This window comes from Sphingopyxis sp. PAMC25046, assembly GCF_004795895.1.
GTDB lineage: Bacteria > Pseudomonadota > Alphaproteobacteria > Sphingomonadales > Sphingomonadaceae > Sphingopyxis.
Genome location: NZ_CP039250.1, coordinates 3,686,755 through 3,712,654 on the forward strand (window position 1 = coordinate 3,686,755; position 25,900 = coordinate 3,712,654).

The 25,900-nt window shown below is 65.6% G+C and carries 26 protein-coding genes; 12 read left to right on the forward strand and 14 right to left on the reverse strand.

Annotation, left to right across the window (positions count from 1 at the left end):
- Positions 1 to 5 precede the first annotated feature (5 nt).
- The 3 genes from E5675_RS17340 to mdh all read right to left on the reverse strand — a co-directional run bounded on the left by E5675_RS17340 (position 6) and on the right by mdh (position 4,832).
- On the reverse strand, positions 6 to 2,828 hold the full coding sequence (locus E5675_RS17340; RefSeq protein ID WP_136175595.1) for a 2-oxoglutarate dehydrogenase E1 component: 2,823 nt from the start codon (positions 2,826 to 2,828) through the stop codon (positions 6 to 8).
- Positions 2,829 to 2,914: 86 nt separating this feature from the next.
- Positions 2,915 to 3,805, reverse strand: a complete 891-nt coding sequence (gene sucD / locus E5675_RS17345) for a succinate--CoA ligase subunit alpha (RefSeq protein WP_136175596.1) — start codon at positions 3,803 to 3,805, stop codon at positions 2,915 to 2,917.
- Between the two features lie 64 nt (positions 3,806 to 3,869).
- Positions 3,870 to 4,832 (reverse strand): malate dehydrogenase, encoded by a 963-nt coding sequence (mdh, locus tag E5675_RS17350; RefSeq protein WP_136175597.1) that lies wholly within the window; start codon positions 4,830 to 4,832, stop codon positions 3,870 to 3,872.
- 333 nt (positions 4,833 to 5,165) lie between these two features.
- Here mdh and E5675_RS17355 point away from each other — a divergent pair, with 333 nt between their 5' ends.
- The gene (locus E5675_RS17355; RefSeq protein ID WP_136175598.1) at positions 5,166 to 6,212 is read left to right on the forward strand and encodes a polysaccharide deacetylase family protein; all 1,047 of its coding nucleotides are present in this window, start codon (positions 5,166 to 5,168) and stop codon (positions 6,210 to 6,212) included.
- On the opposite strand, the gene zapE is transcribed toward E5675_RS17355, so the two are convergent.
- The 4 genes from zapE to E5675_RS17375 are packed head-to-tail and all read right to left on the reverse strand — an operon-like array spanning position 6,165 to position 9,548.
- Positions 6,165 to 7,304, reverse strand: a complete 1,140-nt coding sequence (zapE, locus tag E5675_RS17360; RefSeq protein WP_136175599.1) for a cell division protein ZapE — start codon at positions 7,302 to 7,304, stop codon at positions 6,165 to 6,167. The two genes, E5675_RS17355 and zapE, sit on opposite strands and share 48 nt — an antisense overlap.
- Positions 7,301 to 7,792 carry a PaaI family thioesterase gene (locus E5675_RS17365; protein ID WP_168707916.1) on the reverse strand — a complete coding sequence of 164 codons (492 nt, stop codon included), beginning with the start codon at positions 7,790 to 7,792 and terminating at the stop codon, positions 7,301 to 7,303. Before E5675_RS17365 ends, zapE begins: the two co-directional genes overlap by 4 nt.
- Complete coding sequence (locus tag E5675_RS17370) at positions 7,789 to 8,766, reverse strand: MBL fold metallo-hydrolase (RefSeq protein WP_136175600.1); 978 nt, start codon at positions 8,764 to 8,766, stop codon at positions 7,789 to 7,791. The genes E5675_RS17365 and E5675_RS17370 overlap by 4 nt, the downstream gene beginning before the upstream one ends.
- Complete coding sequence (locus tag E5675_RS17375) at positions 8,766 to 9,548, reverse strand: succinate dehydrogenase iron-sulfur subunit (RefSeq protein WP_136175601.1); 783 nt, start codon at positions 9,546 to 9,548, stop codon at positions 8,766 to 8,768. Before E5675_RS17375 ends, E5675_RS17370 begins: the two co-directional genes overlap by 1 nt.
- A gap of 124 nt (positions 9,549 to 9,672) precedes the next feature.
- Between E5675_RS17375 and E5675_RS17380 the strand changes: the two genes are divergently transcribed.
- From E5675_RS17380 to E5675_RS17400, 5 genes are read left to right on the forward strand one after another with little or no spacing between them, the layout of a single operon-like run.
- Complete coding sequence (locus E5675_RS17380; RefSeq protein WP_247594670.1) at positions 9,673 to 11,220, forward strand: oligosaccharide flippase family protein; 1,548 nt, start codon at positions 9,673 to 9,675, stop codon at positions 11,218 to 11,220.
- On the forward strand, positions 11,217 to 11,927 hold the full coding sequence (locus E5675_RS17385; protein ID WP_136175602.1) for an HAD-IB family phosphatase: 711 nt from the start codon (positions 11,217 to 11,219) through the stop codon (positions 11,925 to 11,927). Before E5675_RS17380 ends, E5675_RS17385 begins: the two co-directional genes overlap by 4 nt.
- On the forward strand, positions 11,927 to 13,066 hold the full coding sequence (locus E5675_RS17390) for a hypothetical protein (RefSeq protein WP_136175603.1): 1,140 nt from the start codon (positions 11,927 to 11,929) through the stop codon (positions 13,064 to 13,066). The genes E5675_RS17385 and E5675_RS17390 overlap by 1 nt, the downstream gene beginning before the upstream one ends.
- Entirely contained in the window at positions 13,063 to 14,160 is a 1,098-nt protein-coding gene (locus E5675_RS17395) for a CDP-alcohol phosphatidyltransferase family protein (protein ID WP_136175604.1), read from the forward strand. Before E5675_RS17390 ends, E5675_RS17395 begins: the two co-directional genes overlap by 4 nt.
- Complete coding sequence (locus tag E5675_RS17400; protein ID WP_136175605.1) at positions 14,157 to 14,585, forward strand: HIT family protein; 429 nt, start codon at positions 14,157 to 14,159, stop codon at positions 14,583 to 14,585. The genes E5675_RS17395 and E5675_RS17400 overlap by 4 nt, the downstream gene beginning before the upstream one ends.
- Here the strand turns inward: E5675_RS17400 and E5675_RS17405 are convergent.
- Genes E5675_RS17405 through E5675_RS17415 form a run of 3 tightly spaced genes read right to left on the reverse strand, consistent with a single transcriptional unit; the run spans position 14,573 to position 17,048 of the window.
- Positions 14,573 to 15,337, reverse strand: a complete 765-nt coding sequence (locus E5675_RS17405) for a phosphocholine cytidylyltransferase family protein (RefSeq protein ID WP_136175606.1) — start codon at positions 15,335 to 15,337, stop codon at positions 14,573 to 14,575. The two genes, E5675_RS17400 and E5675_RS17405, sit on opposite strands and share 13 nt — an antisense overlap.
- Entirely contained in the window at positions 15,334 to 16,128 is a 795-nt protein-coding gene (locus E5675_RS17410; RefSeq protein ID WP_136175607.1) for a nucleotidyltransferase family protein, read from the reverse strand. The genes E5675_RS17405 and E5675_RS17410 overlap by 4 nt, the downstream gene beginning before the upstream one ends.
- Positions 16,125 to 17,048, reverse strand: coding sequence for an alpha/beta hydrolase (locus E5675_RS17415; RefSeq protein ID WP_136175608.1), 924 nt, complete (start codon positions 17,046 to 17,048; stop codon positions 16,125 to 16,127). The genes E5675_RS17410 and E5675_RS17415 overlap by 4 nt, the downstream gene beginning before the upstream one ends.
- Positions 17,049 to 17,168: 120 nt before the next feature.
- Between E5675_RS17415 and E5675_RS17420 the strand changes: the two genes are divergently transcribed.
- From E5675_RS17420 to E5675_RS17435, 4 genes are all read left to right on the forward strand, one after another.
- The gene (locus E5675_RS17420; protein WP_136175609.1) at positions 17,169 to 18,002 is read left to right on the forward strand and encodes a diacylglycerol kinase family protein; all 834 of its coding nucleotides are present in this window, start codon (positions 17,169 to 17,171) and stop codon (positions 18,000 to 18,002) included.
- Positions 17,999 to 18,847, forward strand: a complete 849-nt coding sequence (locus tag E5675_RS17425) for a metallophosphoesterase (protein ID WP_136175610.1) — start codon at positions 17,999 to 18,001, stop codon at positions 18,845 to 18,847. Before E5675_RS17420 ends, E5675_RS17425 begins: the two co-directional genes overlap by 4 nt.
- Before the next feature lie 65 nt (positions 18,848 to 18,912).
- Positions 18,913 to 20,004 carry a hypothetical protein gene (locus E5675_RS17430; RefSeq protein ID WP_136175611.1) on the forward strand — a complete coding sequence of 364 codons (1,092 nt, stop codon included), beginning with the start codon at positions 18,913 to 18,915 and terminating at the stop codon, positions 20,002 to 20,004.
- The gene (locus E5675_RS17435) at positions 20,001 to 21,044 is read left to right on the forward strand and encodes a phosphotransferase (protein ID WP_136175612.1); all 1,044 of its coding nucleotides are present in this window, start codon (positions 20,001 to 20,003) and stop codon (positions 21,042 to 21,044) included. The genes E5675_RS17430 and E5675_RS17435 overlap by 4 nt, the downstream gene beginning before the upstream one ends.
- A gap of 61 nt (positions 21,045 to 21,105) precedes the next feature.
- On the opposite strand, the gene rpsI is transcribed toward E5675_RS17435, so the two are convergent.
- The 4 genes from rpsI to E5675_RS17455 form a co-directional block, all read right to left on the reverse strand.
- A complete protein-coding gene (gene rpsI, locus E5675_RS17440) occupies positions 21,106 to 21,603 on the reverse strand; it encodes a 30S ribosomal protein S9 (RefSeq protein ID WP_136175613.1) in 498 nt (165 codons plus the stop codon).
- On the reverse strand, positions 21,603 to 22,082 hold the full coding sequence (gene rplM / locus E5675_RS17445) for a 50S ribosomal protein L13 (protein ID WP_136175614.1): 480 nt from the start codon (positions 22,080 to 22,082) through the stop codon (positions 21,603 to 21,605). Before rplM ends, rpsI begins: the two co-directional genes overlap by 1 nt.
- A 166-nt stretch (positions 22,083 to 22,248) precedes the next feature.
- Positions 22,249 to 23,028: a hypothetical protein gene (locus E5675_RS17450; RefSeq protein ID WP_136175615.1), complete on the reverse strand. Its 780-nt coding sequence runs from the start codon at positions 23,026 to 23,028 to the stop codon at positions 22,249 to 22,251.
- A 23-nt stretch (positions 23,029 to 23,051) separates the two neighbouring features.
- A complete protein-coding gene (locus tag E5675_RS17455) occupies positions 23,052 to 24,101 on the reverse strand; it encodes a COX15/CtaA family protein (protein WP_247594671.1) in 1,050 nt (349 codons plus the stop codon).
- A 104-nt stretch (positions 24,102 to 24,205) separates the two neighbouring features.
- Here E5675_RS17455 and E5675_RS17460 point away from each other — a divergent pair, with 104 nt between their 5' ends.
- Both E5675_RS17460 and msrA read left to right on the forward strand, forming a co-directional pair.
- Positions 24,206 to 25,195, forward strand: coding sequence for a M48 family metallopeptidase (locus E5675_RS17460; RefSeq protein WP_136175616.1), 990 nt, complete (start codon positions 24,206 to 24,208; stop codon positions 25,193 to 25,195).
- Between the two features lie 56 nt (positions 25,196 to 25,251).
- A complete protein-coding gene (msrA, locus tag E5675_RS17465; RefSeq protein WP_136175617.1) occupies positions 25,252 to 25,785 on the forward strand; it encodes a peptide-methionine (S)-S-oxide reductase MsrA in 534 nt (177 codons plus the stop codon).
- Positions 25,786 to 25,900: the final 115 nt, after the last annotated feature.

Consider the following 25,900-nt stretch of genomic DNA (forward strand, 5'->3'; position numbering starts at 1 on the left):
TGGGCTCAGGCTTTTTTCTTGGTGCGGCGGATTTCGGCGCGAACCGACAGGCCGAGCGCGTCGGCGACGAGCGCCGACTGTTCGGTCTGGTGGCGGCTCATCAGGCCAGTCGCGGGTGATGCCGCGGCGGCGCGGCCGGCGTAGCGCGGACGCATGCCCTTGTGGCCCGCATCGATGAGCGATTCCTCGATCAATTCGCCCACGAAGAACCACGCGCCGTTATTGCGCGGTTCTTCCTGCGCCCAGACGACCTCTTCGAGCTTCGGCATCCGCTTCAGGCGAACCGCCAGCGCCTCTCCCGGGAAGGGATAGAGCTGCTCGATACGGATCACCGTCGTGTCGGTGAGGCCCGCTGCGTCGCGCGCTTCCATCAGGTCGTAACCCACCTTGCCCGAACAAAGGACGACGCGCTTGATGTCGGCATCGGCGGGCGGCGTGCGGTCGGACATGATGCGGCGGAAATGCGCCTCGCCGATGAAGTCCGACCGCTGCGACACCGCCAGCTTGTGGCGAAGCAGCGACTTGGGCGTCATGATGATCAGCGGCTTGCGGAACGAGCGCAGCATCTGGCGGCGCAGGACGTGGAAATAGTTCGACGGGGTCGAAATATTGCACACCTGGATATTGTCGCCCGCGCACAGCTGGAGGAAGCGTTCGAGGCGCGCCGAGCTGTGCTCGGGCCCCTGCCCTTCATAACCATGCGGCAGCAGCATTACGAGGCCGTTGGCACGCAGCCACTTGGCTTCGCCCGCAGCGATGAACTGGTCGATCATGATCTGCGCGCCGTTGGCGAAATCGCCGAACTGCGCTTCCCAGAGCACGAGGCTCTTCGGATCGGCCATCGCATAGCCATATTCGAAGCCGAGCACGCCATATTCGGAAAGCGGGCTGTCGAGCACCTCGAACCGGCCGTGCGGCACGGTGGTCAGCGGGACATATTTCTGCTCGCTCTTCTGGTCGACCCAGACGGCGTGGCGCTGGCTGAAGGTGCCGCGGCCGGAATCCTGTCCCGACAGGCGGACCTGATAGCCTTCGCTGAGCAAGGTGCCGAACGCGAGGCTTTCGGCGGTCGCCCAGTCGAACACTTCGCCGTCCTTCTTGTCGGCGAACATCGCACCGCGCGCGTCGATCACGCGGCGCAGTGTTTTATGAACCTCGACGTCGGCGGGGATCGTCGTCAGCGTGCGACCGATCGAATCGAACAGCTTTTCCGAAACGCCCGTCGCGATGTTGCGGCGCGCATGTTCGGAATCGGTCGGCGCATAGAGACCCGACCAGCGCCCGGCGAACCAGTCGGCCTTGTTCGGCTTGTACGTCTTCGCCGCCTCGAAATCGCTTTCGAGCCGCGCGGTGAATTCGGCGCGGCGGGCGTCGGCCCAACCCGCGTCGATCACGCCCTCATCCTGCAGCTTCGCTGCGCAAAGCTGCGACACCGGTGGATGCTTGCGGATGCGTTCATACATCAAAGGCTGGGTGAAAGAAGGCTCGTCGCCTTCATTATGGCCGAAACGGCGATAGCACCACATGTCGATCACGACGTCGCGCTTGAACTGCTGGCGAAAATCGATCGCGAGCTTGCACGCGAAGGTCACGGCTTCAGGATCGTCGCCGTTGACGTGAAGGATCGGCGCCTGAACGCCCTTGGCGACGTCTGAAGGATAGGGCGACGAACGCGCGAACTGCGGGCTGGTCGTGAAACCGATCTGATTGTTGACGATGAAGTGGATGCAGCCGCCGGTATTGTAACCGCGGATGCCCGAGAAGCCGAGGCATTCCCAGACGATCCCTTGCCCTGCGAAGGCCGCGTCGCCGTGGATCAGGACCGGCAGCACCTGCGTATGTTCGGCGAGGTCGTCGCGCACCACCTGCTGCGCGCGCACCTTGCCGAGAACGACCGGATCGACCGCCTCGAGGTGCGAGGGGTTGGGGACGAGCGACATATGCACCGAGACCCCGTCGAACTCGCGGTCGGTCGAGGTTCCGAGGTGATATTTGACGTCGCCCGAACCGCCGATGTCGTCGGGGTTGGCGCTGCCGCCGGCGAATTCGTGGAAGATCACCTGATAGGGCTTGGCCATGACGTTCGCGAGCATGTTGAGCCGCCCGCGGTGCGCCATGCCGTAAACGATTTCCTTCACGCCATATTGGCCGCCATATTTGATGATCGATTCCATCGCGGGGATCATCGATTCGCCGCCGTCGAGCCCGAAACGCTTGGTGCCGACATATTTGCGCGCGAGGAATTTCTCCCACTCCTCGGCTTCGATCACCTTGTTGAGGATCGCGCGCTTGCCTTCGCGGGTGAATTCGACGCTCTTGTCGGCGCCCTCCATCCGGTCCTGCAGGAAGCGGCGCTCCTCGACGTCGGAGATGTGCATATATTCGAGGCCGACATGGCCGCAATAATTGGCGCGCAGGATCGCGACGATCTCGCGGATCGTGGCCTTTTCGAGCCCCAGCGTTCCACCGATATACACGGGCCGGTCCTGATCGGCGCCAACGAATCCGTGATATTCGGGCGTCAGGTCGGCGGGTAGCTCGCGCTGGCTGAGCCCCAGCGGATCGAGCGTGGCGGCGAGGTGGCCGCGCACCCGATAGGTGCGGATCAGCATCATCGCGCGGATCGAATCGTCGGCGGCGCGCTCGACCTCGGCGCTCGACAGCGCGGCGCCCGCCTTTGCGGCGGCTGCCTTCACCGCGACCTGCATCTGCTGCGGGTCGAGCGCGGCGGTCAAGTCGTCGCTGTCGATCCGGGGCCAGTTCTTTGGCGCCCAGCTCGGGCCGGCCTGCGGCTCGTCGATGTCGAAGCTTTGTCGTTCGAGGTTCATCTGCTTTTCCACGGGGAGGAAGGGGTGGGTATTTCCATATGGGGAGCGGAGGCCCGCCGACAAAGGGTACCGGCGGGCCGCTTGGCTCAGACGCGTTCCTTGAGCACTTCGGCGAGCGTTGTGCCGAGTTCCGACGGGCTCGCCGACACCTTGATGCCGGCAGCTTCCATCGCCGCGATCTTGCTTTCGGCGTCGCCCTTACCGCCCGACACAATCGCCCCGGCATGGCCCATGCGGCGGCCCGGAGGCGCGGTGCGGCCTGCGATGAAGCCGGCCATCGGCTTCTTGCGGCCGCGCTTCGCCTCGTCGATCAGGAACTGCGCGGCCTGTTCTTCGGCGTCGCCGCCGATTTCGCCGATCATGATGATCGACTTGGTCGCTTCGTCGGCGAGGAAGAGTTCGAGCACGTCGATGAAGTTGGTGCCGTTGACCGGGTCGCCGCCGATGCCGACCGCGGTGGTCTGGCCGAGGCCGACGTTCGAGGTCTGGAACACGGCTTCATAGGTCAGCGTGCCCGAACGCGAGACGACGCCGACGCTGCCCTTCTTGAAGATGTTGCCGGGCATGATACCGATCTTGCACTCGTCGGGGGTCAGCACGCCGGGGCAGTTCGGGCCGATCAGGCGCGATTTCGAACCCGAGAGCGCGCGCTTGACCTTGACCATGTCGAGCACCGGAATACCCTCGGTGATCGCGACGATCAACTCGATCTCGGCATCGATCGCCTCGAGGATCGAGTCGGCGGCGAACGGCGGCGGCACATAGATGACCGAGGCGGTCGCGCCGGTCGCGTGTTTCGCTTCCGCGACCGTGTTGAACATCGGCAGACCTATGTGCGTCGTGCCGCCCTTGCCCGGCGTCACGCCGCCGACCATCTGCGTGCCATAGGCGAGCGCCTGTTCGGTGTGGAAGGTGCCGGTGGCACCGGTCATCCCTTGCGTGATGACCTTGGTATTCTTGTCGATGAGGATGGACATGTTCTAAATCTCCCGGGGAGAGTCAGCCCGCCCTGCCGTTTCGGCCGAGCGGGCTAGAAAGAGTTCAGGCGAGGCTCGAATCCAGATTCTTGCACGCGTCGAGCAGTTCCTTGACCGCATCGACCGAGACCTGCAGGCCCGCCCTGTCGGCATCGTCGAGTTCGATTTCGACGATCTTCTCGACGCCGCCCGCACCGATCATCACCGGCACGCCGACATACAGGCCATCGACGCCGTACTGGCCGTCGACATAGGCGGCGCAGGGCAGAATGCGCTTCTGGTCGCCCAGATAGGCTTCGGCCATCGCGATGCCCGAGGCTGCCGGCGCATAGAAAGCCGAACCGGTGCCGAGCAGCGCGACGATCTCGCCGCCGCCGCCGCGGGTGCGCTTGACGATCGCGTCGATCTTGTCCTGCGACGACAGGCCCATCTTGACGAGGTCGGGAACGGGGATTCCGTTGACCGTCGAGTAGCGGACGACGGGAACCATCGTGTCGCCGTGGCCACCGAGCACGAAGGTGTTCACATCCTTCACCGACACGTCGAATTCGTCGGCGATGAAGTGGCTGAAGCGCGCCGAGTCGAGCACGCCGGCCATGCCGACAACCTTGTTGTGCGGGAGGCCCGAGAATTCGCGCAGCGCCCAGACCATGGCGTCGAGCGGGTTGGTGATGCAGATGACGAAGGCGTCGGGGGCGTTGGCCTTGATGCCCTCACCCACGGCTTTCATCACTTTCAGATTGATGCCGAGCAGGTCGTCGCGGCTCATGCCCGGCTTGCGGGCGACACCGGCGGTGACGATGATGACATCGGCGCCCGCGATGTCCTTGTAATCGTTCGAGCCAGTGATCTTCGCGTCGAAGCCCGCGATCGGGCCGACCTGCGACAGGTCGAGCGCCTTGCCCTGCGGCACGCCTTCGACGACGTCGAACAGGACGACATCGCCCAGTTCCTTCTGCGCGGCGAGCAGCGCCAGCGTTCCGCCGATATTCCCGGCTCCGATCAAAGCGATCTTCTTGCGTCCCATGGCGCGCGGCACTCCCTTCCTGGCAAGCCCGGCAATTGGTTCACAGACCGGCGGGAGCACGGGCTAAAGCTCCGCTCCGGTCCCAAGACTGGCGACGCCCTACGCCGATTCCCTTAACGAAACAACCGCCAAAAGGACGAAAAACCGCCTTTTTCTGATAATAGTTCGCAATAACAATAAAGCGTCTGAGATATGATTTCGACAATAGGCTGGCGCGAGATATGACAAGATCGCAACGCGTTCGCGGTGGAATGGAACAAAAATGCGTCGTCCGCATAGGGGATCGCCCCGGCACCGATTAACCCTGTCTTATCCCCGCTTTGTTACGTGCTCATGGTGACGCGCGCGATCATCAGCTTCGATACCGAATTGTCGGCCGGCCTCTATCAACGGGGCCATGACGCGCGCGCCAATTTCGAAAGCTCGATCCTCGGCCGCTGCCGCGACGGCGATTTCGGCATCCATTTCCAGATGGACATGCTCGAAAGATACGGCCTGAAAGGCGTGTTCTTCGTCGATCCGATGCCGGCGCTCGTCCATGGCCCGTCGATCGTCCGCGATATCGTCGCCCCTATCGTCGCACGCGGTCACGAAGTGCAACTCCATATCCACACCGAATGGCTCGCCTTCGCGCGCTTCACCCCGGTCGGACGGCTGACGGGGCGGAACATTGGCGACTTTCCACTCGCGGCGCAGAAAAAGCTGATCGGGCTGGCGGCGGATATGCTGATGCGCGCGGGCGCGCCCGATCCGGTCGCCTTTCGCGCTGGCAATTTCGGCGCCAACGACGATACGCTGCGCGCGCTCGCAGCGCTGGGTTTCGATTATGACAGCAGCTTCAACGGCGCTTATGCGGGCCAGGGCTGCGACATTGCGCTCGACCGACGCAATATCGGGATGCGCCTGCACCATGGCGTCTGCGAAGTGCCAGTCAGCGGGCTGATGGATGGCGCCGACAGCTTTCGCCCGGCGCAATTGTGCGCGATGTCCGAAGAGGAGATGCGCGATGCGCTGGACCATGCGGCGGCAAGCGGAGCGATCCAGTTCTCTGCCTTCAGCCATAGCTTCGAACTCTTGAGTCGCGATCGCGCGGTACCGAACCGGCTGGCGATCGCCCGCATGGAAGCAATGTGCCAGGCGGTGGCGGCCGACCACCGCGTGACAAACGGGGGCTTTGCCGACCTGCCCTTGCCACCGGCGCGACCGGGGCCAATCAGGCCGCCCGAACCGCGACCCTTACGGACGCTCCGCCGCACCGCCGAACAGGCGGCGGGACATCTCGCGCACGAAATGCGCTATGTCCGTAGCCTCACCTATGTCGCCGCAAACACATCACGCTGGGGAAAGATCGCCGGCGGCATCCTGTTGGCCATGGCCTAGCGCGAGGTAATCGTCCGACTGCATTTCGGCGAGGCGGCTTGCGGTGCGCTCGAATTCGAACGCGCCGTCGCCCGCGACATAAAGCTGGTCGGGCATCGCCGCGGCGCTTGCGAGCAGCTTGACCTTATATTCGTAAAGCGCATCGATCAGCGTGACGAAGCGCGCCGCCTCGTTGCGGTTCTCGGGCCCCATGCGCGGGATGCCGACGATGATCACGGCGTGAAAATGGCGCGCGACGGCGAGATAGTCGGCCGCCCCGCGCGCCTCGCCGCAGAGCCGCTTGAACGAAAAGACCGCGACGCCCTTCAGCGCCTTCGGCACATGCAGCGTTCGCCCGCCGCCAACATCGAGGTCGAGGCTCGGCACATGCGCGCGGTCCTCGGGCGGATAGTCGGTCAGGCGAAAGAAGGCGGCCGACAGCGCCGCGCTCGCGGCATCGTCGGCGGGAACGAACCAGCGCGCGCCGTCGCCAAGCCGGTCGCGGCGGTAATCGGTCGGGCCGTTCAGCCCCATGACGTGGAGCCGTTCCTCAACGAGCGCGATGAAGGGCAGGAAATGCTCGCGATTGAGCCCGTCCTTGTAGAGATCCTTCGGCGGCCGGTTCGACGTCGCCACCATCGTCACGCCATGATCGATCAGCGCGGTGAACAAGCGCGAGAGGATCATCGCATCGGCGCTGTTGTTCACGACCATCTCGTCGAAGGCGAGGCAGCGGGTATTTTCGGCAAGCGCTTCGGCGACGAGCGGGATCGGATCGCCGCTCTCGGTCTTCCTGACCTCGCGCATTCGCGCATGGACGTCGAGCATGAAGGCGTGGAAATGGACGCGCCGCTTCCGCTGGATCGCGAGCTGGTCGTAGAAGAGATCCATCAGCATCGATTTGCCGCGCCCGACTGCGCCCCACAGATAGACGCCGCGCAGTGCATCGGGCTTGCGCCCCGCGAGACGCCAGAGCAGGCTGCCGCGCTTGGGCACCGCCTCAAGTTCGCCCTGTAGCTCATTCAACCGCGTGGCCGCCGCGCGCTGCTCGGGATCCGGGCGGAGCTCGCCCGCCGCGACAAGCGCGTCATAAGCCGCAAGGACGGCGGTCACTTGCGGCTCGCCTTGCGGATCGTTCCGGCGAAGCTCAGCACGATATGGCCGTCATCCTCGCCCTGCACGACCAGCCCGCGCAGGAAGATCAGCCGGCCGGTTTCGCGCACCAGCTCGACCACGGCGTCAAGCGGCTCGCCGACGCGGCCCGCGCCGACGAATTGCGTCGACAGGTCGAGCGTGACCGAATGGCCGGCATCGAGCGACCCGAACTGGTGCGACGCAGCGAACAGCGCGATGTCGACGAGCGCAAGGCTGACCGCGCCATGGACATTGTCGCCGAGGTTGCTGTGCTTGCGCTCGGGCAACATGCGAACCCGCGCGCGCGGCCGACCGTCGTCGGTCGGGGGCTCGACGCGCACCGAAAGCGGCTCGATAAAGGCGTTGAACCGGCTCTGATCCTTGAGGTTCCAGCTGACCCATCCGTCGGCCAATTGTTCGGCGCTGAAATTCTCGCGCCGCTTCGGCTCTTCGATCCCGTCGTTCATGCCCTGCAATATCCGTCCAGTTTTCCCGAGCGAACGCGTTCGCCATAATAATCGGCCATCGCCTTGGCGCGGGCGCTATCGCCGCCGATCCATTCGGCGGCGCCGGAAACCCATCCGGCCGAACAGGTCTCAAGCGCGCTCCGCCCGCGCGCGCAAGCGATAAAATCGCCAAATGCGGCACGCCAGCGTGCAAAGGCGGGCATGTCCATGACCGGGCCATGGCCGGGCACGATCTGCCGGGCGCTCGACCGCGCAACATCGCCAAGCGCCTCCAGCCAGCCTTCGGGGCAAGCAGTATCGAGAAAGGGGACGGGAAGCGTGACTAGGTCTCCGACGATCGCGCGTTCGGCATCGGCGTCGTATATCCAGAGATCGCGTTCGGTCGCCGCGCGGCGCGCGATCCGCAACGACAGCGGCCGGCCGGCGAAGACGGCATCGTGCGGCTCGTCGACGACGATGTCGGCGCGCAATTTCCGCCCGCGCCCGATTGTCGCCAGATCGCCTTTCACGTCCGGAACCGCCGCGGCGGGAATGCGCCCCTCGGCGAGCGCCTTGCTCGAAGCCGCCGCGCTGTCCGCGAGAAAGCCGGCGAGCGCGCCGTCGATGGCGGAGGTTCCGTAGACGCGCACATCGCGCCGTCCCGCCTTGAGCGCCAGATTGCCGCTGACATGATCGAGATGCCAGTGCGTGTTGACGATCGCGGCGAGCGGCAGGCCGAGTTCGTCGAGAGCCTTTTCCACTCTTTCTGCGTGGCTCGGATAACGCCCCGTATCGACGAGGATGGCACCCGCCGTCCCTTTCAGGATCACGCTGTTGCCGTCGGGCGAACGCTCCGGATCGAAGCGGCCGGGAACAAGCCAGGTCGTATCGCCAAGTGCGACCGCACCGGGGAGTTCGACAACGTTTCGCGGTTCGGTCGTCGATGCACAGGAAGCGAGCGCCAGCGCAGCGAATGCCGCGAGCGCGCCGCGCATCAGACCTGCCGCTCGGCTTCCAGCTTCTTGATCTCGGCGATCGCGCGCGCCGGGCTCAGGCCCTTGGGGCAGGCGTTGGCGCAGTTCATGATCGTGTGGCAGCGATAGAGGCGGAACGGATCTTCCAGCTCGTCGAGCCGTTCGCCGGTCATCTCGTCGCGGCTGTCGGCGAGCCAGCGATAGGCTTGCAGCAGGATCGCAGGGCCGAGGAACTTGTCGCTGTTCCACCAATAGCTTGGGCAGCTCGTCGAACAGCAGGCGCAGAGGATGCACTCGTAAAGCCCGTCGAGCTTTTCGCGTTCCTCGGGCGACTGCAGCCGCTCCTTGCCGCTCGGCGTCGTGGTCTTGGTCTTGAGCCAGGGTTCGATCGACGCATATTGCGCATAGAAATGGGTGAAGTCGGGGACGAGATCCTTGATCACGTCCATCGACGGCAGCGGGGTGATCGTGATGTCGCCCTTCAGATCCTCGATCGCGGTCGTGCAGGCGAGGCCGTTCTTGCCGTTCATGTTCATCGAACAGCTGCCGCAAATGCCCTCGCGGCACGAGCGGCGGAAGGTCAGCGTCGAATCCTGCTCGCTCTTCATCTTGATCAGCGCGTCGAGCACCATCGGGCCGCATTTTTCGGTATCGATCTCGAACGTGTCGAAATGCGGATTCTGCCCCTTGTCGGGGTCATAGCGATAGACTTTGAATTTCTTGACAGCGGTCGCGCCCTCGGCCTTGTGGACCGTGCCCGTCTTTTGCGGGCGGCTGTTCTTGGGCAGGACAAATTGAGCCATATCGCGGTCTTCCCTATGCAATCGCGGGCTGCCTAGACCCGATTGGCGGAGTCGACAAGGGGGTGATGGCGAGTGAAAGCGCGAAAGCCGCTGGCAGGCGCGCGGGCAAGACGCTAGGGCGGCGATGATGAGCGAAAGCGCCGCCCAGCCCGCCGTTACCAGCCGCAGCGTCGCGCGCGGGCTCGGCACGACCGTGCTGGCGCGGCTGGGCGCGGTGGTCGAAATCGTCGCGCAGCCGCTCTACGTCCTGATGTTCGGGCTCGCGGGTTACGGCCTCTACGCGGTGCTGTGGGCGGCGGTGAACCTGCTCGAGAATATCTTCGATCTCGGCATGACAAGCGCGATGCAGCGCACCGTCCCGCAATCGGCCAGCAATGCCGAAGCCGCGGCGGCGCTGCGCACGGCGATGGTCTTCGGCGTCGGGCCGTGCATCCTCGTCGCGGCGTTCGTCGCCGTCTTCGCCGCCGACCTCGCGCCGTTGCTCAACGTCGCGGCGAAGGACCGCGAGCTCGTCACCCCAGCGATCCGCATTTTCGTCTGGGCGCTGCCGCTCTGGGCCTTCGTCGAGATCGCGACCTCGGCATTGCGCGCGCGCATGCTATTCGGTGCCGAGATACGCCTGCGGATCGTATGGGAACAGGTGATGCGGCTCGTGTTCGCGGGGCTGTTCTTCGCGGGCGGCCTCGGCCTCAAGGGGCTGTTCATCGCACACCTCTGTTCGCTTGGCATCACCGCGGCGCTCAGCATCCGGCTGCTCGCGCGCCACTACAGCTTCGCCGACCTGTGGCGCGGGCCGTGGGCGGGAGAGACCGCGCGCAACACCTTTTTGGCGGGCCTCTCGATCCTGCCCTCGAACATCATCGCGCGGCTGTTCGGCGACGCCCCGGCGCTGATCCTCAACATGCTGCTGCCGGGCGCGGCGGGCGCGGCGGCCGCGGGGCTGTTCACGATCGCGCGCAAATTGTCGAGCGTCGTCCAGCTTGTGCGCATCGCCTTCACCTATGTGATGGCGCCGCTCGCCGCCAGCGCCGAGCGCGAGGACCGGCGCCAGGTAGCCGACATCTATGCCTATGCCACGCGACTTATCCTCGCGATCGCGCTGCCGCTCGCTGCCGTGCTCGCGGCGGGCAGCGCGTCGCTGCTCGGTCTGTTCGGGCACGGCGCGCAGGCGGCGCAAGCCGCGCTGGTCGTCCTGCTGTTCGCCCGCGCCGCCGAAGCGGTGCTCGGCATTTCGGCGCCAGTGCTGCAGGTCGTCGCCGCCTTCCGGCATCAGCTCACCGCCAGCATCTTCGGCGTCGCCGTCGCGATCGGCGCGGGCTGGCTGATCGTCGGCCATCTCGACCCGCTGACGGGGGTGACGCTCGCGACCGCCCTCGGCCTCGTCGTGATGGCGGCGATCCCGATGGTGCAGCTGGCGATCACCGAAAAGCTTCACCCCTTCGACGCCCAATTTCCGGCGGTGGCACTGCGCGGCCTTGCGATCACCCTCGCAGCCGGCACCGCCGCGGTGCTCGCCGACCTTTTGCCCGACGCGCTTTCGCTGCCGCTGCTCGGGCTGATCGCCGCCGCGTCTATATGGCTTGCGCTGCGCTTCGCCCTGCCGCTCGGCGATCGTATGTCGCTCGGCAAGACCGGCCGCAAGCTTCGGCTGTTCGAACCCGAAACCGCATGACCGACGCGACATCCCTCCCCCGCGTCGCGATTTACGATCTCGACCGGACCGTGCTTCGTGCACCGACCTTCACGCTGTTCCTGCTGTGGGCGGCGTGGCGCGAGGCGCCTTGGCGCTTGCTGCTGCTGCCCGCGCTCGCAGCGCTGATGATCGGCCATGCGCTGCGTCTTTACGGGCGCGACCGGTTCAAGCCCGCCGCCATTCGCCTGATGCTGGGTGCGAGCATCGCGCCCGAGCGGGCCGAAACGCTTGCCGCCGCCTTTGCCGCGTGGCGCGTTCCGCGCGACGTCCCGCCGGGCGCCGCCGCGTGCATCGCGCGCGACCGGGCCGAGGGCTATCGGCTGCTGATGGCCACCGCCGCCCCCGAATTCTACGCGGGTGCGATCGCCGAGGCGCTCGGCTTCGACGCCATCGTCGCCTCGCGCCACCGGCGCGACGATGCGGGTAGCTGGTTACCGCTGCTCGACGGGCCCAATTGTTACGGCGAGGAAAAGGCGCGGCGCGTCAGCGAATGGCTCGCCGTGAACGCCCCGGGCGGCGCGGCGCATATTCGCGCCTATTCGGATCATCTCAGCGACGCGCCGACCTTCGCGCTGGCCGGTGAGGCCTGGCTGATCGGGCGCGGCGACAAATATATCCGGCTCGCCGCGAAGCATGGCTGGCGCGCCGCGAATTTCGAGGACGCCGCAGTGGCGGAACATCTTTGATGCGCATCCTCTTCCTCTTCATCGGCGAGCCGCATCATGTGTTCCATGCGCTGCCCATCGCAGCGGAGATGGCCGCGGCGGGGCAAGTCATCGACGTCGCCGTCACGAGCGCCGATCATTTGCGCGTGGTCGAGCAGGTCGCGCCAGCCTATCCGGGCTTCTCTCCGAACACCACCCTGCTCGGCCAGAAGGGCTTGCCCCGCTGGCTTCGTGACATGGGCCTCTTCCGCAATCCGCGCCTGCCGATGCTGTTCGATGCCCTGCCCTTTCTGCGGCAATTCGATGCGATCGTCGTGCCCGAGCGGACGACCACCTCGATCCGGCATTTCCTGCCGCGCAGGACGCGGCTGATCTTCACGCCGCACGGCGCGGGCGACCGCGCGATCATGCTCGATCCACGCGACCGCCATTTCGATTTCGTGCTCGTCGCGGGTGAGAAGAGCGAGCAACGCCTGCTCGATGCCGGGACAATCCGGCGGGGCCATTATGCGGTGAACGGCTATGTAAAGCTCGACCTGATGCCGCGGTTGCAGGCGGCGCGCGAACCATTGTTCGCCAATGGCCGGCCAACCGTCCTCTACGCGCCGCATTTCAAGCGCGAGCTATCGTCGTGGGATAGCTTCGGCCGCGACATCATCGCCTGGTTCGCAGGCCAAGACCGCTACAACCTGATCGTCGCACCGCACGTCCGGCTGTTCGCCGAGGCGAGCGATGCCGAGCGCGCGGTGGTGACGAAGCTGGCGGTGCCGGGCAAGCTGCTGATCGACCTTGGATCCGACCGCCTGTTCGACATGAGCTACACGAGCGGCGCCGACATCTATCTCGGCGATGTCAGCAGCCAGGTATATGAATTTCTCGCCACCCCGCGCCCCTGCCTGTTTCTCAACGCGCATCAGGTCGATTGGGCCGACGATCCCGATTACCTCTTCTGGACGCTCGGCGATGTCGTCAGCGATCTTGCAGAGCTTCCCGACGCGCTCGAACGGGCGCCCGCACACCATCCGCTGTATGCCAACGCCCAGCGCGAACGGCTGGCCGAATCGATCGGCGGCGATCCGGCGGGCGCGGCGCGGCGCGGCGCCGAAGCGATCCTCGGCTTCCTTGCAAAGAACGCCGGGCAGGATAAGAGCGGCGGATGACCGACGCCGACCCTCTGCCCGCGCTGACCCCGATCGGCGAAAATTCGACGCCGCTGTGGGGCATGACCAATGCCGAGCGGCTACGGCGACTGGCGCGCGCCGAAGGCCTGCCTGAAACATCCGCGACAGCACGACTTTACGTCAATCTCGACTATGTCTTCGACCCGGTGTGGCTGCGCCATATCGTCATGCTGCCCGGCGCCGTGGTGATGGATGGCGGCGACCTCATAATGGCGCATCTGACCGGCGGCATGACCCCGGCCGATATCGCGCAGCATTGCGGCGCACTGACCGTCATCGACTATCGAGACAACCCGCAGATCTACAACCGCCAGCTACGCAAGCTCGATTGCCCCTTCATCCAGCGGCTGACGCCCGAAACGCGGCGTGCGATCGAGCGGAAAAGCTATTTCGGCGCCTATAAGGGCGTCACCGACGCGCTGACCAAATATCTCTGGCCCGAACTCGCGCTATGGCTGACGCGCGGCGCCGCGAGCATCGGGATGACCCCGAACATGGTCACCGCGATCGGCGCGGCGCTCTGCGCCTATGCGACCTACCTCTTCGCTTATGGTCATTATTGGACCGGCATGCTCGCGGGCTTCATCTTCATGGTGCTCGACACGGTCGACGGAAAGCTCGCGCGCTGCACGATCACCTCGTCGAAATGGGGCAATGTCGCCGACCATGGCGTTGACCTGATCCATCCGCCCTTCTGGTGGTATTTCTGGGGCGTCGGGCTTGGCACCTGGGGCCTTGCGCTGTCCGGCCAGACCTTCCTTTGGGTGATGATCGCGGTCGTCGCGGGCTACATACTCCAGCGCGTGATCGAGGGACTGTTCATCAAGGACTTCGGCATGGACATCCATGTCTGGCAAAGGTTCGACAGCCAGTTCCGCCTCATCACCGCGCGCCGCAATCCCAATTTCGCGATCCTCTTTTTCGCGACGCTCGCCGGGCGCCCCGACATTGGCCTGATCGCGCTCGCCTGGTGGACAATCATCTCGCTGGTCGTCCACGCCGTGCGGCTGGTGCAAGCCTATGCCGCCAAGCGTTCGGGCCGCCCGATCGTCAGCTGGATGGAAGAAGCATGAACGCAACGATCGAGAAGTTCGGCCACCCCGCGACGCTGATCGCCGAATATGATCATTGGGTCGTGCTGATCCGCCCCGCGCAGCCGGTGCTCGGCGCGCTCGTGCTGGCGGCGAAATCGGATGCGACCGCATTCGGCGACTTACCCACCGAAGCGCATGCCGAACTGAAAACCGTAACCGCCGCAATCGAGGCCGCGCTGAGCGAGGCGGTCGGCTATACGAAGATCAACTATCTGATGCTGATGATGGTCGATCCGCACGTCCATTTCCACGTGCTGCCCCGCTATGAGGGCGACCGTAGCGGTGCAGGCTTAACGATCGGCGATGCCGGCTGGCCAGCGCAACCCGACCTCGGGCAGGCGGTGAAGCTGGGCGACGCACAGATCGCCGCGCTCGCCGGCTGGCTCAAACCCTATTTCGCGTAGCGGCCTTCTTCGGCCCATTTCTCGGTGAGCGCATCGGCGGCTTCGACATCCTGCGGGAAGTCGACTTCCTGCCATTCGAGCCCCTCGATCGACACGGTGCCGACGCGGTTGCCCTTCGCGATGATGTCGATCGCGCGCAGATACCAGCGCTCGACACCGTCGGGGGTGCGCATCATCTGGTCGACCTGATTGCGGAAGATCGACGGGCCGTCGCCGACGAACGCCAGCATGCCGATCGATTCGGCATTGGTGTCGGGCGGCAGCAGCCGCTTGCCGATGTGATGCAGCCGCCCTTCGTCGTCGCGGTTCACCTTCATATCGTCATCGTCATAGTCGGCCTTGACGTCGACGGTGACATTGATCGGCTCGTTCGCGCCCGCGATCAGCTTCGCCACGATCTCGTCCGAGACGATGGTGTCGCCGTTGAGGATGATGAAATCGCGGTCCATCTCCTCGCGCGCGATCCAGCAGGTGCCCAGATTGTCGGCTACCTGAAAGAAGGGGTTGAACAGGGTGCGGATCCGCGCACCGGTGTCACGATAAAGCTGCAGCGCGTGATCCTCGACGCGCTCGGTTCGAAAGCCGGTGACGACCACGATGTCCTTGATCCCGTTCGCGACGAGCGCCGCGACCTGCCAGCTGATCAGGCTGCGGCCGTTGAACTCGATCAGGCATTTGGGGATGTCGCGGGTCAGCGGCAGCAGGCGCGATCCTTGCCCGGCCGACAGGATGATGGCTTTCTCGATGGTCATAGGAGCCGCCCTATAGCCGCTCGGCGCCGCGCGGCAAATATCGCTTCGATCAGCTCGATATCGACGGGCTTGTCGGCGTCGATGCACGCCTCGGGCTCGGACATCGGTACCACCTTTGCTTTCAGCCCGAAACGCAGTCCGGCGTGCGCGATCCCCTGCTGGATCGTGAAGAAGCGCAGCAACGCTCCGATGAGCAGCCAGGGACCGAAGGCGGCAATGATCTTCAGCCCCTTCTTGCGGTCGCGCTCGATTCGCCCCCAGAAATCGAGCAGCGGCAACACGCGGCGTCCGCGAAGCCAAAACATGTTCGCGCCCGACCACCAGCCGCCACGGAACTTCAGCCAGGTGCGCCTGGATTCCGGATAGCGTGCAAGCAGCACGTCACGCTCGACCATCGCCACCGCCACATCGCTGTCCGCCGCACCGCCGAGGAATTCAGCGATCATCGTCGGCGTCAGCAGCACATTGTCGGCGGTGGTGACAAGCAGCGGATCATCGCTCGGCGGCAATGCGGCGGCAAGCGAGCTGCTGATCCCCTGCCCCGAATCGGCGAAATGCAGGTCGGCGAAATCCGCGAGACCCGGCTCGGCGGCCAGTTCGGCGCTATTCTGCGCCAGGATCGTGATCGGCCCGACCAACGGCGAGTTCCGGAGCGCTTCCACGGCATGGACGAGCATCGCCCGTCCCGCGATCGGCAGCAACGCCTTGGTCGCTACCCCGCTTCCCGACAGCAGCGGATCGGGCCCGGGTCGGCTGCCCGCGAGAACGATCGCGGGGATCGGCGCGCTCATCCTGCCGCCTCGGCGGGCGCGATGCGGCGGCCGGTCACGCCGCGCAGGAAATCGGTGGCTTCGTCGAGCACCGGCCCGCGGCTCCTGAACGGCGCGGCGAGCGCCATGACGATGCCGGTATGCCCCATGCCCGGATAGATGCGCAGCGTCGCCGAGCCCCCCATCTTTTCGATCGCGGCGGCGAGATTCTGGCTGTTGCGCGGGCGCACTGTATCATCCTCGTCGCCCGTCGCCAGCCACAAGGGCGGCGCATCGCCGCGCACGAAATGGATCGGCTGCGTTTTCTCGATCGGCTTGACCTTGCCCATCGCCCGGTCGCCGCGACCACCCTTTTCGAGCGGGAGGAAATCATAGGGTCCGGCCAGCCCTGCGACGCCCCGGATAATCGACGGATCGCTCTTCGCCGCGCGCAGCCATTGCGGGTCGAGCGCCAGCATCGCGGCATTATAGGCACCCGCCGAATGGCCCATCAGCGCGATCCGTTCGGGATCGCCGCCAAGCTTGGCGATATGTTCATGCGTCCACGCGACCGCCGCCGCGCTATCCTCGATAAAGTCGGGCCAGTGCGCCTTGGGCACCAGACGGTAATCGGGAATCACCACGACAAAGCCCTGCCGCGCCAATGCGCGCCCGGCGAAGCCATAGCTACCCCGCTCGCCGCTGTCCCAGCCGCCGCCGTAGAAGAAAACGACCACCGGCAACCGGTCGCCCTTTTCGAGGCTATCGGGAACCCAGATGTCGAGTGACTGGCGCGGTCCGCGGCCATAGGGCTGGTCGGCGAGCAACAGCCGCGCGCCCTCGCCCTGCCCGAGCAGCCGGTCCGCCATGTCGAGCGACTTCGCGCCGCCCGCGACTATCATCTTGGCGCCGCCGCCGAACAACAGCACAAGCAGCAGAACGACGAAGAGAATCTTGATCAATCGTTGTCCTTTGGAAACCGGCGCGTCATGTTTTGCGCCCTACAGGGCAGCGAAGCGACGAACAAGACGGCCGCGCGATAGCCAAGCGACCTTTTCCGCCCTCACGCGTAGGAAAGTACGATGACGACAGCAAACTTCACCCGGCCCGCCCTTGTCTGCAACAGCCAGAGCGGCAGTCACGATGACGCCGTCGTTTCCGAGATCGTCGAAAGCTGCCGCAGTGCGGGCGCGCCGCTCATCGCTCTCTTCGAGCTCCCCGACGACGAGATTCCCGATGCTGGCGAACTCGTCCGGCAAGACATCGACCTGCTGCTCGTCTGGACCGGCGACGGGACGATCAATGCCGCCGCGACCGGGGCCGCAGGCTGGGATGGCGCGATCCTGCCGCTCCCCGGCGGGACGCTCAACCTTCTGTCGAAGGAACTGCACGGCGACCGGCCAGTGACCGAAATCCTGACGGACGCACTCCAGGGCAAGGCGCGGCGGCAACCGGTGCCCATCATCCGGTCCGACGATGGCGACGCCTTTATCACGATCGTGGCCGGCCCCGCGACGCAATGGGCAGAAGTGCGCGAAACGATGCGGCAGGACGGGCTGATCGAAGCAAGCCGCTCGGCGCCCGATGCGCTCGACACGATGCTGAACGCGCCCGGCGTCGCGGTGGCCGGACACGGCCGCGTCTATCCGGCGATCATCCTTACCCCAACGGCGCGAGGCATCCGCGCCGACGGAATATTGACCGAGGGCACCGCCGACGTGCTGCGTCATGGCCTGGCCTGGCTCGGCGGAGATTTTCGCGACGGGCCGAGCGAGGAAATCATCAGCGGCGAAACGATCATCCTCGAAAGCGGGGCGCCGATCAGCCTCGAATATGACGGCGAGCTCGGCGAAACACCCTCGCCCGCACGCTTCAGGCTCGGGACGAGCGGGGTGGACTTCGTCGCGACGGCATGACCCGGCTTTTCCACATCAGCGACCTGCATTTCGGGCTCGAGGATCGCGCCGCGCTCGGCTGGTTCACCGATTGCGTGCGGCGCGATCGGCCCGATGCGGTGCTGATCACGGGCGATCTCACGATGCGCGCGCGGACCCGCGAGTTCGCCGCGGCGTGCGACTGGATCAGCGAACTCGACGTGCCGGTGACGGTCGAGGTCGGCAATCACGATCTTCCCTATTTCAACCCCATCGAACGCTTCCTCTTCCCCTATCGCCGCATCCGCGGGATCAGGCGGCTGGTCGAACGCGAACTCGACCTGCCGGGCGTAGCGGTCGTCCCGCTCAAGACCACCGCGCGCGCGCAATGGCGGCTCGACTGGTCGAAGGGATGGGTGACGAAGAAGGCGCTCGAAAGAACGCTTGCTGCGATCGACACCTTGCCGCGCCGAACGACGGTATTAGTGACCGCGCATCACCCGCTGGTCGAGGCCGGGACCAAGGGGCGCGCCTTGACGCGCGGCGGCGAACGCGCGCTCGCGGCCTTGGCGAAGCGAGGCGTGGCAGCCGTGCTGACCGGCCATGTCCACGACGCCTTCGACCTGACAAAGACGACCGCCGCGGGCCCGATCCGCATGATCGGAGCGGGCACGCTGTCGCAGCGCATCCGCTCGACCCCGCCGAGTTTCAACGATCTGACCTTCGAAGGTGCGGCGATCGACCTCCGCGTGCGCAATCTCGATCATATCGCGACCCCCGACATGCAGATCGACGATGTGCCGCCCGACGCGCTGCCGCCGCGCGAACCCGGCGAACCGGTGGCCCCCATCGCGGCGGTGCCGCCCGTCGATCCACCGGTGCATTGACGCCGCGCCCCATTGACGCATCCCGGGGGGCCGTTAGGTTGCAACAAAAAACGGGATGAGGACATATGCTGACAAAGGGCGACGACTATCCGTTGCATCAGACCAGCGAGCCAATTGCGTTTGCGGGGACCGACCGCAATTTTTACGATCGCTATTTCTTCAACGGCTATTCGCCCGACGGATCGATCTTCTTCGCTGCCGCGATGGGATTTTATCCGCAGCTCGGTATCGTCGATGCGAGTTTCTGCGTTATCGTGGGCGGGGTCCAACATAATCTTCGCGCCAGCCGTCGATCGCGCGGCGAGCGGCTCGAACTGTCTGTGGGGCCGATCGCGCTCGACATCGACGTCCCGCTCGAAATCGTCACCCTGCGGATCGCGCCCAATGACGGACCGCTCGCGGCCGAGCTACGCTTCACCGGCCGCCATTTCCCGATCGAGGAACCGCGCTTCGTCCGCCGAAACGGCACGCGGCTGTTCATGGACTATACGCGCATGACGCAGAACGGCCAGTGGTCGGGCTGGCTGGCCGTCGGCGGAGAGCGCATCGAGGCCGGAACCGGATGGGTGGGGACGCGCGACCGCAGCTGGGGCATTCGTCCCGTCGGCGCGCGCGAACCGCAGCCGCCGCCCGAAGGCAATTTCAGCCAATTTTTCTGGTTGTGGACGCCGTGCAATTTCAAAGACAGTTCGCTTTTCTTCCACAGCAACGACGACGGCGCGGGCAATCCGTGGAACCGCCGTGCCGCGATCGTAGGCGACGGCGGGACCGAGCGACACTTCGACGCAGCTACCTTCAGCGCCGACTGGCAGGCCGGGTCGCGGCGGATTGCGCGGATGACCGCCGATTTGGGGCATGGGCAGTCGCTTACGCTGACCCCCATCGGACCCGTCTTCGCGATGAGCGGGCTTGGCTATACACACCCCGTCTGGGGCCACGGCCTCGACCACGGCGCCGAACTCGCCGTCGCGCACGACAGTCTTCCAGAAGCCGATCGCGGCTGGGGCAATCCGCTTGCAATGCACATTCAGGCGCTCGTCACCGCCGAGCTTGTCGACGGCAACAGCGTCCATCGCGGCGTCGGCGTGCTCGAACAATTGTTCGTCGGCCCGCACGAACCCACCGGTCTCTCCGGCCTGATGGACCCGGTGCGGTGAGCTTCCCTACCTGCCCCGAGGCGATGTCGTCCGCGTGGCTGGCCGGAACATTGGGACAGGACCCCGACACACTGCGCGGCTTCACCGTCGCCAAGGTCGGCACAGGTCAGATGTGCGACAGCTTTCGCCTGACGCTCGACTGGACGGGCGATGTCGGCACGCCGTCAACGGTCGTGGCCAAATGCCCGAGCCATGACGAGGCGAGCCGCCATATCGCAAAGCTGACCGGCACTTACGTCAAGGAAGTCAACTGGTACCGCGAACTGGCAGCGGAGAGCGGTGTCGCCGCACCCTTGTGCCATCATGCCGAGATCGCGGATAACGATGTCGATTTCGTCCTGATCCTGTCGGACCTCGCACCCGCGCGACAGGGCGACCAGCTTGCGGGACTGGGGCTGGATGGGCTCGTCCCGTGCATCGACGCCGCGGCCGGGCTCCACGCCCTGCTGTGGAACGACCCGCGACTCGAAGCGCTTCCCTGGCTGGCGCGCGACAATGGTGAAGTGATCCGGGCGCTGTTTCCCCAGCTCTATGCCGGCTTTCGCGAACGCTATGCAGAGCGGCTCGACCCGGAGGTGCTCGACCTTGGCGCCGGGATCGTCGAGCGGCTCGACGCCTATCTCGAGCGGCAGGCTGCGGCGCGCACGATCGTCCATGGCGACCTGCGCATCGACAACATCCTCTTTGCGCCCGATGGCGAAAGTTGCTGGCTTGTGGACTGGCAGACGCTCGGGCGCGGCAGCGGTGCGGTCGACCTTGCCTATCTCATCGGCACCAGCATCGCCGACCCGCTCGAGCGCGCAGCGGCCGACCGGCCGGGGTTCGACCGCTGGATAGCAGCACTCGAACAGCGCGGCATTGCGCCCGACGCGGATGCGCTGTGGGACGATTACCGCGCTGGTGCGCTCAGCGGCTATTTCATGGCGGTTTTCGCGTCGATGAGCGTCGAACGCACGGCGCGCGGCGACGAAATGTTCGCTGTGATGGCCGAGCGCCCCGCGCGGCAGGCGCTGATGCTGGGAAGTCTCGACCTGCTCTGACGAAAAAGGGCGGCCCGTTGCCGGACCGCCCTTTCCTTCTCCACCCGTCGGCGGAAAAAACTTAACGCTTCGAGAACTGGAAGCTGCGGCGGGCCTTCGCCTTACCGTACTTCTTGCGCTCGACGGCGCGGCTGTCGCGGGTCAGGAAGCCGGCCGCCTTCACCGGGCTACGCAGCGCCGGTTCGAAGCGGGTGAGCGCCTGCGCGATGCCATGAAGAACGGCGCCCGCCTGGCCCGACAGACCGCCGCCCTTGACGGTCGCGACAACGTCATACTGGCCAACGCGCTCGGTCAGGCCGAACGGCTGGTTGATGACGAGGCGCAGCGTCGGGCGCGCGAAATAGACTTCCTGGTCGCGGCCGTTGATCGTGATCTTGCCCGTGCCGGGCTTAACCCATACGCGCGCGACGGCGTCCTTGCGGCGGCCGGTCGCATAAGCGCGACCCTGCTTGTCGACGATCTTTTCGCGCAGCGGCGCGGTCGAAGCTGCGGGAGCGACGGTGCCTTCGACGGCGCCGCCGAGGTCCTTGAGATCGGTCATGGTCTGTTCGTCAGCCATTATGCACCCACCTTGTTCTTGCGGTTCATCGACGCGACGTCGATCACTTCGGGGTTCTGCCCTTCGTGCGGATGGTCGGTGCCGGCGAAGATGCGCAGGTTGCGCATCTGCTGGCGGCCGAGCGGACCGCGGGGGATCATGCGTTCCACGGCCTTTTCGAGCACGCGCTCGGGGAAACGGCCTTCGAGGATCTTCGCGGGGCTGGTTTCCTTGATGCCGCCGGCATAGCCGGTGTGCTTGTAGTAACGCTTGTCCTGCAGCTTCTTGCCGGTGAACGCCACCTTCTCCGCATTGATGACGATGACATTGTCACCGCAATCGACGTGCGGGGTGAACGACGGCTTGTGCTTGCCGCGCAGGATGTTGGCGATGATCGTCGCGACGCGGCCCACAACAAGGCCCTCGGCGTCGATCAGCACCCATTTCTTTTCGACCGTCGCGGCGTTTGCCGACTGGGTCGTCTTGGTCAGCGCCTTCATGGCACGCTCCTTGACAGATATGGACCGGAGCACGAGCGCCCCGAAACAAATGCGCCGCCTAATCCCATAGGGCGATGCGGCGCTTCGGAGCGGGCCAATGGCGTCAGGCGAACGAAAAGTCAAGCGTAGCGCGGCTTTGCTGACGGGTATTATAATACCCTAAGCTTCAAGACACTGGTTCCAGCGCCCGCACGCGCTCTTCGATCAGCTTGCGGCCCTCGCCATCAGGCCCGGCAATCCAACTCTGGCGGTGCTCACGCATGACCAGCCCCGTACCGGTGTCGACGGTCCACAAATTATCGATCTCGAGCGACTGCGCTTTCCCGGCGATCAAGGTTGAATCCCGTTCGATCCTGGCAATGGTGCGCCGGGCGCCGTCGGTGTGGATCGATACGTCCGTATCGTCGGATACTGCGGCGGCAGAAATGGCGGCGTTCGCGGGCGCGATCAGCGCACGGATGTCGGCGGTCGCGAGCCGGTCGCGCTCGGCGGCAGGGAGAGCGGCGATCATTTGCGCAAGTTGCCGGGCTTCGGCTCGCTCCGCTTCGGCACCCGCCCGCTCCACCCGTGTCGTCACCCGCTCCCATAATTGGTCAGGATCGACAAGCTCGATGCGGCTGCCGTCGGACGGGACCAAATAAGCGATGTTTTCGCCGACAAGGGGGTTGAGCATTACCGTCACCATGCGCGTCACGTCGGGTTGCGCACCTGATTCGATTCGTTGCAGCACGGTGTCGAGCCGATAGCCCCGCCCGGCCCGCTGCCATTCGAGCACATAGACGAGTGCGAAATCGATCAGCTTTCCGTCACGGCCGATACGGCGCGTCGTTACCCGATAGCGCAGCGGCACACCCACCGGCGGCGCGAACCGGACTTGCGCGGCTGCGGCGGGCGAGGCGTCGCCCGGAGCGGCCACCGCCTGCGATGGGGGCGTCAGCAGCAGCAAGGCACCGAGAGCCCCCGCCAGTATCATGCGTCGTCGCGGCCCAGTCGGTGGAGCGATGCCGCCGCCACGGCGACAAGGATGGCGCCGACGACCTGATGCAGCACGGCGACCCACATCGACACGCCCGACACGACTGTCCAGATGCCGAGCAGTATCTGCACCGCAACGACCGCGACGAGCAGCCCGGCCTCGCGCACAGCACCGCGCCGCGACAGCGTCCGCGCGAGAAGCAGCAATGCGAGCGCCGCGATCCACGACCACCAGCGATGGAGAAAATGAATGAGGAAGGGATCGTTGGTCAGCGCGAACCACGCGCCCCCTGCCCAGTCGATGCCTTCGGGCACGAAATGATCGTTCATCAACGGCCAAGTGCTCGAAACATAGCCGGCGTTGAGTCCCGCGACCCATGCTCCGAGCAGCAACTGAACGAAGAGGATGGTGATCACAGCCACCGCAGGACGAGTCAGCCGCGCGGGCGGGCTGGCCGGATCGCGCGCCAGCCCGTTGAGGTCGCGCGCCGTCCAGACGAGCCCGGCGAGCAGGAACAGCGCGGTCAGCAAGTGCGTCGCGAGGCGGAAATGGCTGACGTCAGTGCGATATTCGAGCCCCGAAGCCACCATCCACCAGCCAATTGCGCCCTGCAGCCCGACCAGGGCCGCGAGCGCGAACAGGCGCCAGCCATAACCCGCCGGAATGGCGCGACGCCAAGCATACCAGATCAGCGGGACGAGCAGCGCCATGCCTACCAGCCGCCCGAGGATGCGGTGCAGCCATTCCCAGAAGAAAATCGCCTTGAAACCCTCGAGCGTCATGCCAAGGTTGATCGCCTGATATTCGGGAATCCGCTTGTATTTTTCGAACTCCTCGACCCATCCGCCTTCGGTCAACGGCGGAATGACGCCCGAGACCGGCCGCCATTCGGTGATCGACAGCCCGGATTCGGTCAGTCGGGTGATACCACCGACGCCGACCACGATGATCACGAGGAGCGCGACCGCCCAGAGCCAGCGCGCCAGCGTCGCGGGGCGGGGTTGACGCGTAGCAGGCGCGGGCAAGGTAGAGATTTGCATCATCGCCCGCCCTATCGGCGCTTGCCGAACGATAGGCAAGAGGCCGGGAACACCACCGCTAGGGGAAATTCATGGTCGCGACAGGCGCGCCTTGATAGGGAAGGCCGATGCCGCGCCGCGCCCGACGAATCCTGACCGCCCTGATGCTGTCGATAGCCGCGCCGGCAATGGCGGCATCCGCCGAGCCATCGCCCTATGCAGCGCTGGCAGCGGCGGAGGCGCGCGTGGCGGCGATCGGTTTTCGCCTGACGACCGAAAACGCCGCCTGGTGCCCGGTGCGCCAGCCACAGTTCGGTTGGATCTGGGGCGACCCGCGCCTTTACGATACGGACCGGCGCGACGAGGCGCTCGCCGTCTATGGCGCCCACGATCGGGCGCATGCCTTCATCGCCGCGCTGGCGTCGGCAGCGCCGGCCGCGTCGGCGGGGCTCGGCGTCGGTACACCGGTGACTGGAGTCGGCGAAGCGCCCGTCCCCGACGGTGGCGGCAATCACCCCTTTGCGCGGATCACCGCAATCGAAACTTATCTTGCAGCGCTGCCCGCCGACGCCGATCTGGCGCTTCATACCGGCGCGGGGCGCACTGTCGACGTCACGCCCAAACCCGGATGCGTCAGCGACTTTCGCGTCGAGGCGAACGAGAAACCCGGCGCCGTTGCTGACGGACGCATGGTGCTCGTCAACCAAGGACTCGTCGAATTTTCGCCCGATGACGAAGAACTTGCAGCGGCGATCGCGCACGAGCTGGCGCACAATATCCTACGCCACCGCGCGCGGCTCGACGCGGCGGGGGTCGATCGCGGGCTGGCGAAGCAGTTCGGCCGCAATGCGCGCATATTCAAGCAGACCGAGATCGAGGCCGACCGCCTGTCGGTGTGGCTGCTCGCCGGGGCGGGCTACGACCCTGCCGCAGCGGCACGTTTCTGGTCGCGTTTCGGCCAGCGAAAGGGCCGACCACTGTTCCAGGCGAGCACCCATCCCTCGTGGCGCGACCGCGTCGCCGCGCTCGAAGCCGAAGCCGCAGCCATCGCCGCAGCGCGGATGTTCGGCCAGCCGCTGCACCCACCGTTGATCGACGCGCCGCCGCCCTTGGAATAGGGCGAGCCACACCCTATTTGGGGGATATTCCCGTCTCCCCGATAAGGATCGCCATCATGACCCGTGAAACCGCCATTTTCGCCGGAGGCTGCTTTTGGTGCACCGAAGCCGTGTTCCAGTCGCTCGAAGGCGTCGACGGCGTCGAGAGCGGCTATATCGGAGGCCATGTCGCGCACCCGACCTACAAGCAGGTGTGCGGCGGCGACACCGGTCACGCCGAGGCGATCCGCATCACCTTCGACCCCTCGGTGATTTCTTATGCCGACCTGCTCGACGTCTTTTTCGCGACGCACGATCCGACGCAGCTCAACCGTCAGGGCAACGACATCGGAACCCAGTATCGCAGCGCCATCTTCCCGCTCGATGCCGCGCAAGCCGATGCGGCGCGCGACGGAATCGCGCGTGCCGCGGCCGACTGGCCCGCGCCGATCGTCACGACGGTCGAAAGCGCTTCCGAATGGTATCCGGCGGAGGATTATCATCAGGCCTATTGGGAAGGCGAAGGACAGCGCAATCCCTATTGCATGGCGGTAATCCCCCCTAAGCTGGCCAAACTTCGCAAGGGTTTCAGCGACCGGCTGCGCGCCTGATTCCGTTCGTCGTCAATCGCGGCAAAGCCGGGATCTCGCATTACGATATGACGCGACACGGAGAACCAGCCGTCGCCGGGATGACGAATTTGGGTCATTGCACGCCTGTCCGTCG

Excerpts from the sequence above, each read along its gene's own strand:
- E5675_RS17340 (WP_136175595.1), bottom strand. The coding sequence starts at position 2,828 with ATGAACCTCGAACGACAAAGCTTCGACATCGACGAGCCGCAGGCCGGC.
- sucD (WP_136175596.1), bottom strand. The coding sequence starts at position 3,805 with ATGTCCATCCTCATCGACAAGAATACCAAGGTCATCACGCAAGGGATG.
- mdh (WP_136175597.1), bottom strand. The coding sequence starts at position 4,832 with ATGGGACGCAAGAAGATCGCTTTGATCGGAGCCGGGAATATCGGCGGA.
- E5675_RS17355 (WP_136175598.1), top strand. The coding sequence starts at position 5,166 with ATGGTGACGCGCGCGATCATCAGCTTCGATACCGAATTGTCGGCCGGC.
- E5675_RS17365 (WP_168707916.1), bottom strand. The coding sequence starts at position 7,792 with ATGAACGACGGGATCGAAGAGCCGAAGCGGCGCGAGAATTTCAGCGCC.
- E5675_RS17370 (WP_136175600.1), bottom strand. The coding sequence starts at position 8,766 with ATGCGCGGCGCGCTCGCGGCATTCGCTGCGCTGGCGCTCGCTTCCTGT.
- E5675_RS17375 (WP_136175601.1), bottom strand. The coding sequence starts at position 9,548 with ATGGCTCAATTTGTCCTGCCCAAGAACAGCCGCCCGCAAAAGACGGGC.
- E5675_RS17380 (WP_247594670.1), top strand. The coding sequence starts at position 9,673 with ATGATGAGCGAAAGCGCCGCCCAGCCCGCCGTTACCAGCCGCAGCGTC.
- E5675_RS17385 (WP_136175602.1), top strand. The coding sequence starts at position 11,217 with ATGACCGACGCGACATCCCTCCCCCGCGTCGCGATTTACGATCTCGAC.
- E5675_RS17390 (WP_136175603.1), top strand. The coding sequence starts at position 11,927 with ATGCGCATCCTCTTCCTCTTCATCGGCGAGCCGCATCATGTGTTCCAT.
- E5675_RS17395 (WP_136175604.1), top strand. The coding sequence starts at position 13,063 with ATGACCGACGCCGACCCTCTGCCCGCGCTGACCCCGATCGGCGAAAAT.
- E5675_RS17400 (WP_136175605.1), top strand. The coding sequence starts at position 14,157 with ATGAACGCAACGATCGAGAAGTTCGGCCACCCCGCGACGCTGATCGCC.
- E5675_RS17405 (WP_136175606.1), bottom strand. The coding sequence starts at position 15,337 with ATGACCATCGAGAAAGCCATCATCCTGTCGGCCGGGCAAGGATCGCGC.
- E5675_RS17410 (WP_136175607.1), bottom strand. The coding sequence starts at position 16,128 with ATGAGCGCGCCGATCCCCGCGATCGTTCTCGCGGGCAGCCGACCCGGG.
- E5675_RS17420 (WP_136175609.1), top strand. The coding sequence starts at position 17,169 with ATGACGACAGCAAACTTCACCCGGCCCGCCCTTGTCTGCAACAGCCAG.
- E5675_RS17425 (WP_136175610.1), top strand. The coding sequence starts at position 17,999 with ATGACCCGGCTTTTCCACATCAGCGACCTGCATTTCGGGCTCGAGGAT.
- E5675_RS17430 (WP_136175611.1), top strand. The coding sequence starts at position 18,913 with ATGCTGACAAAGGGCGACGACTATCCGTTGCATCAGACCAGCGAGCCA.
- rpsI (WP_136175613.1), bottom strand. The coding sequence starts at position 21,603 with ATGGCTGACGAACAGACCATGACCGATCTCAAGGACCTCGGCGGCGCC.
- rplM (WP_136175614.1), bottom strand. The coding sequence starts at position 22,082 with ATGAAGGCGCTGACCAAGACGACCCAGTCGGCAAACGCCGCGACGGTC.
- E5675_RS17455 (WP_247594671.1), bottom strand. The coding sequence starts at position 24,101 with ATGATGCAAATCTCTACCTTGCCCGCGCCTGCTACGCGTCAACCCCGC.
- E5675_RS17460 (WP_136175616.1), top strand. The coding sequence starts at position 24,206 with ATGCCGCGCCGCGCCCGACGAATCCTGACCGCCCTGATGCTGTCGATA.
- msrA (WP_136175617.1), top strand. The coding sequence starts at position 25,252 with ATGACCCGTGAAACCGCCATTTTCGCCGGAGGCTGCTTTTGGTGCACC.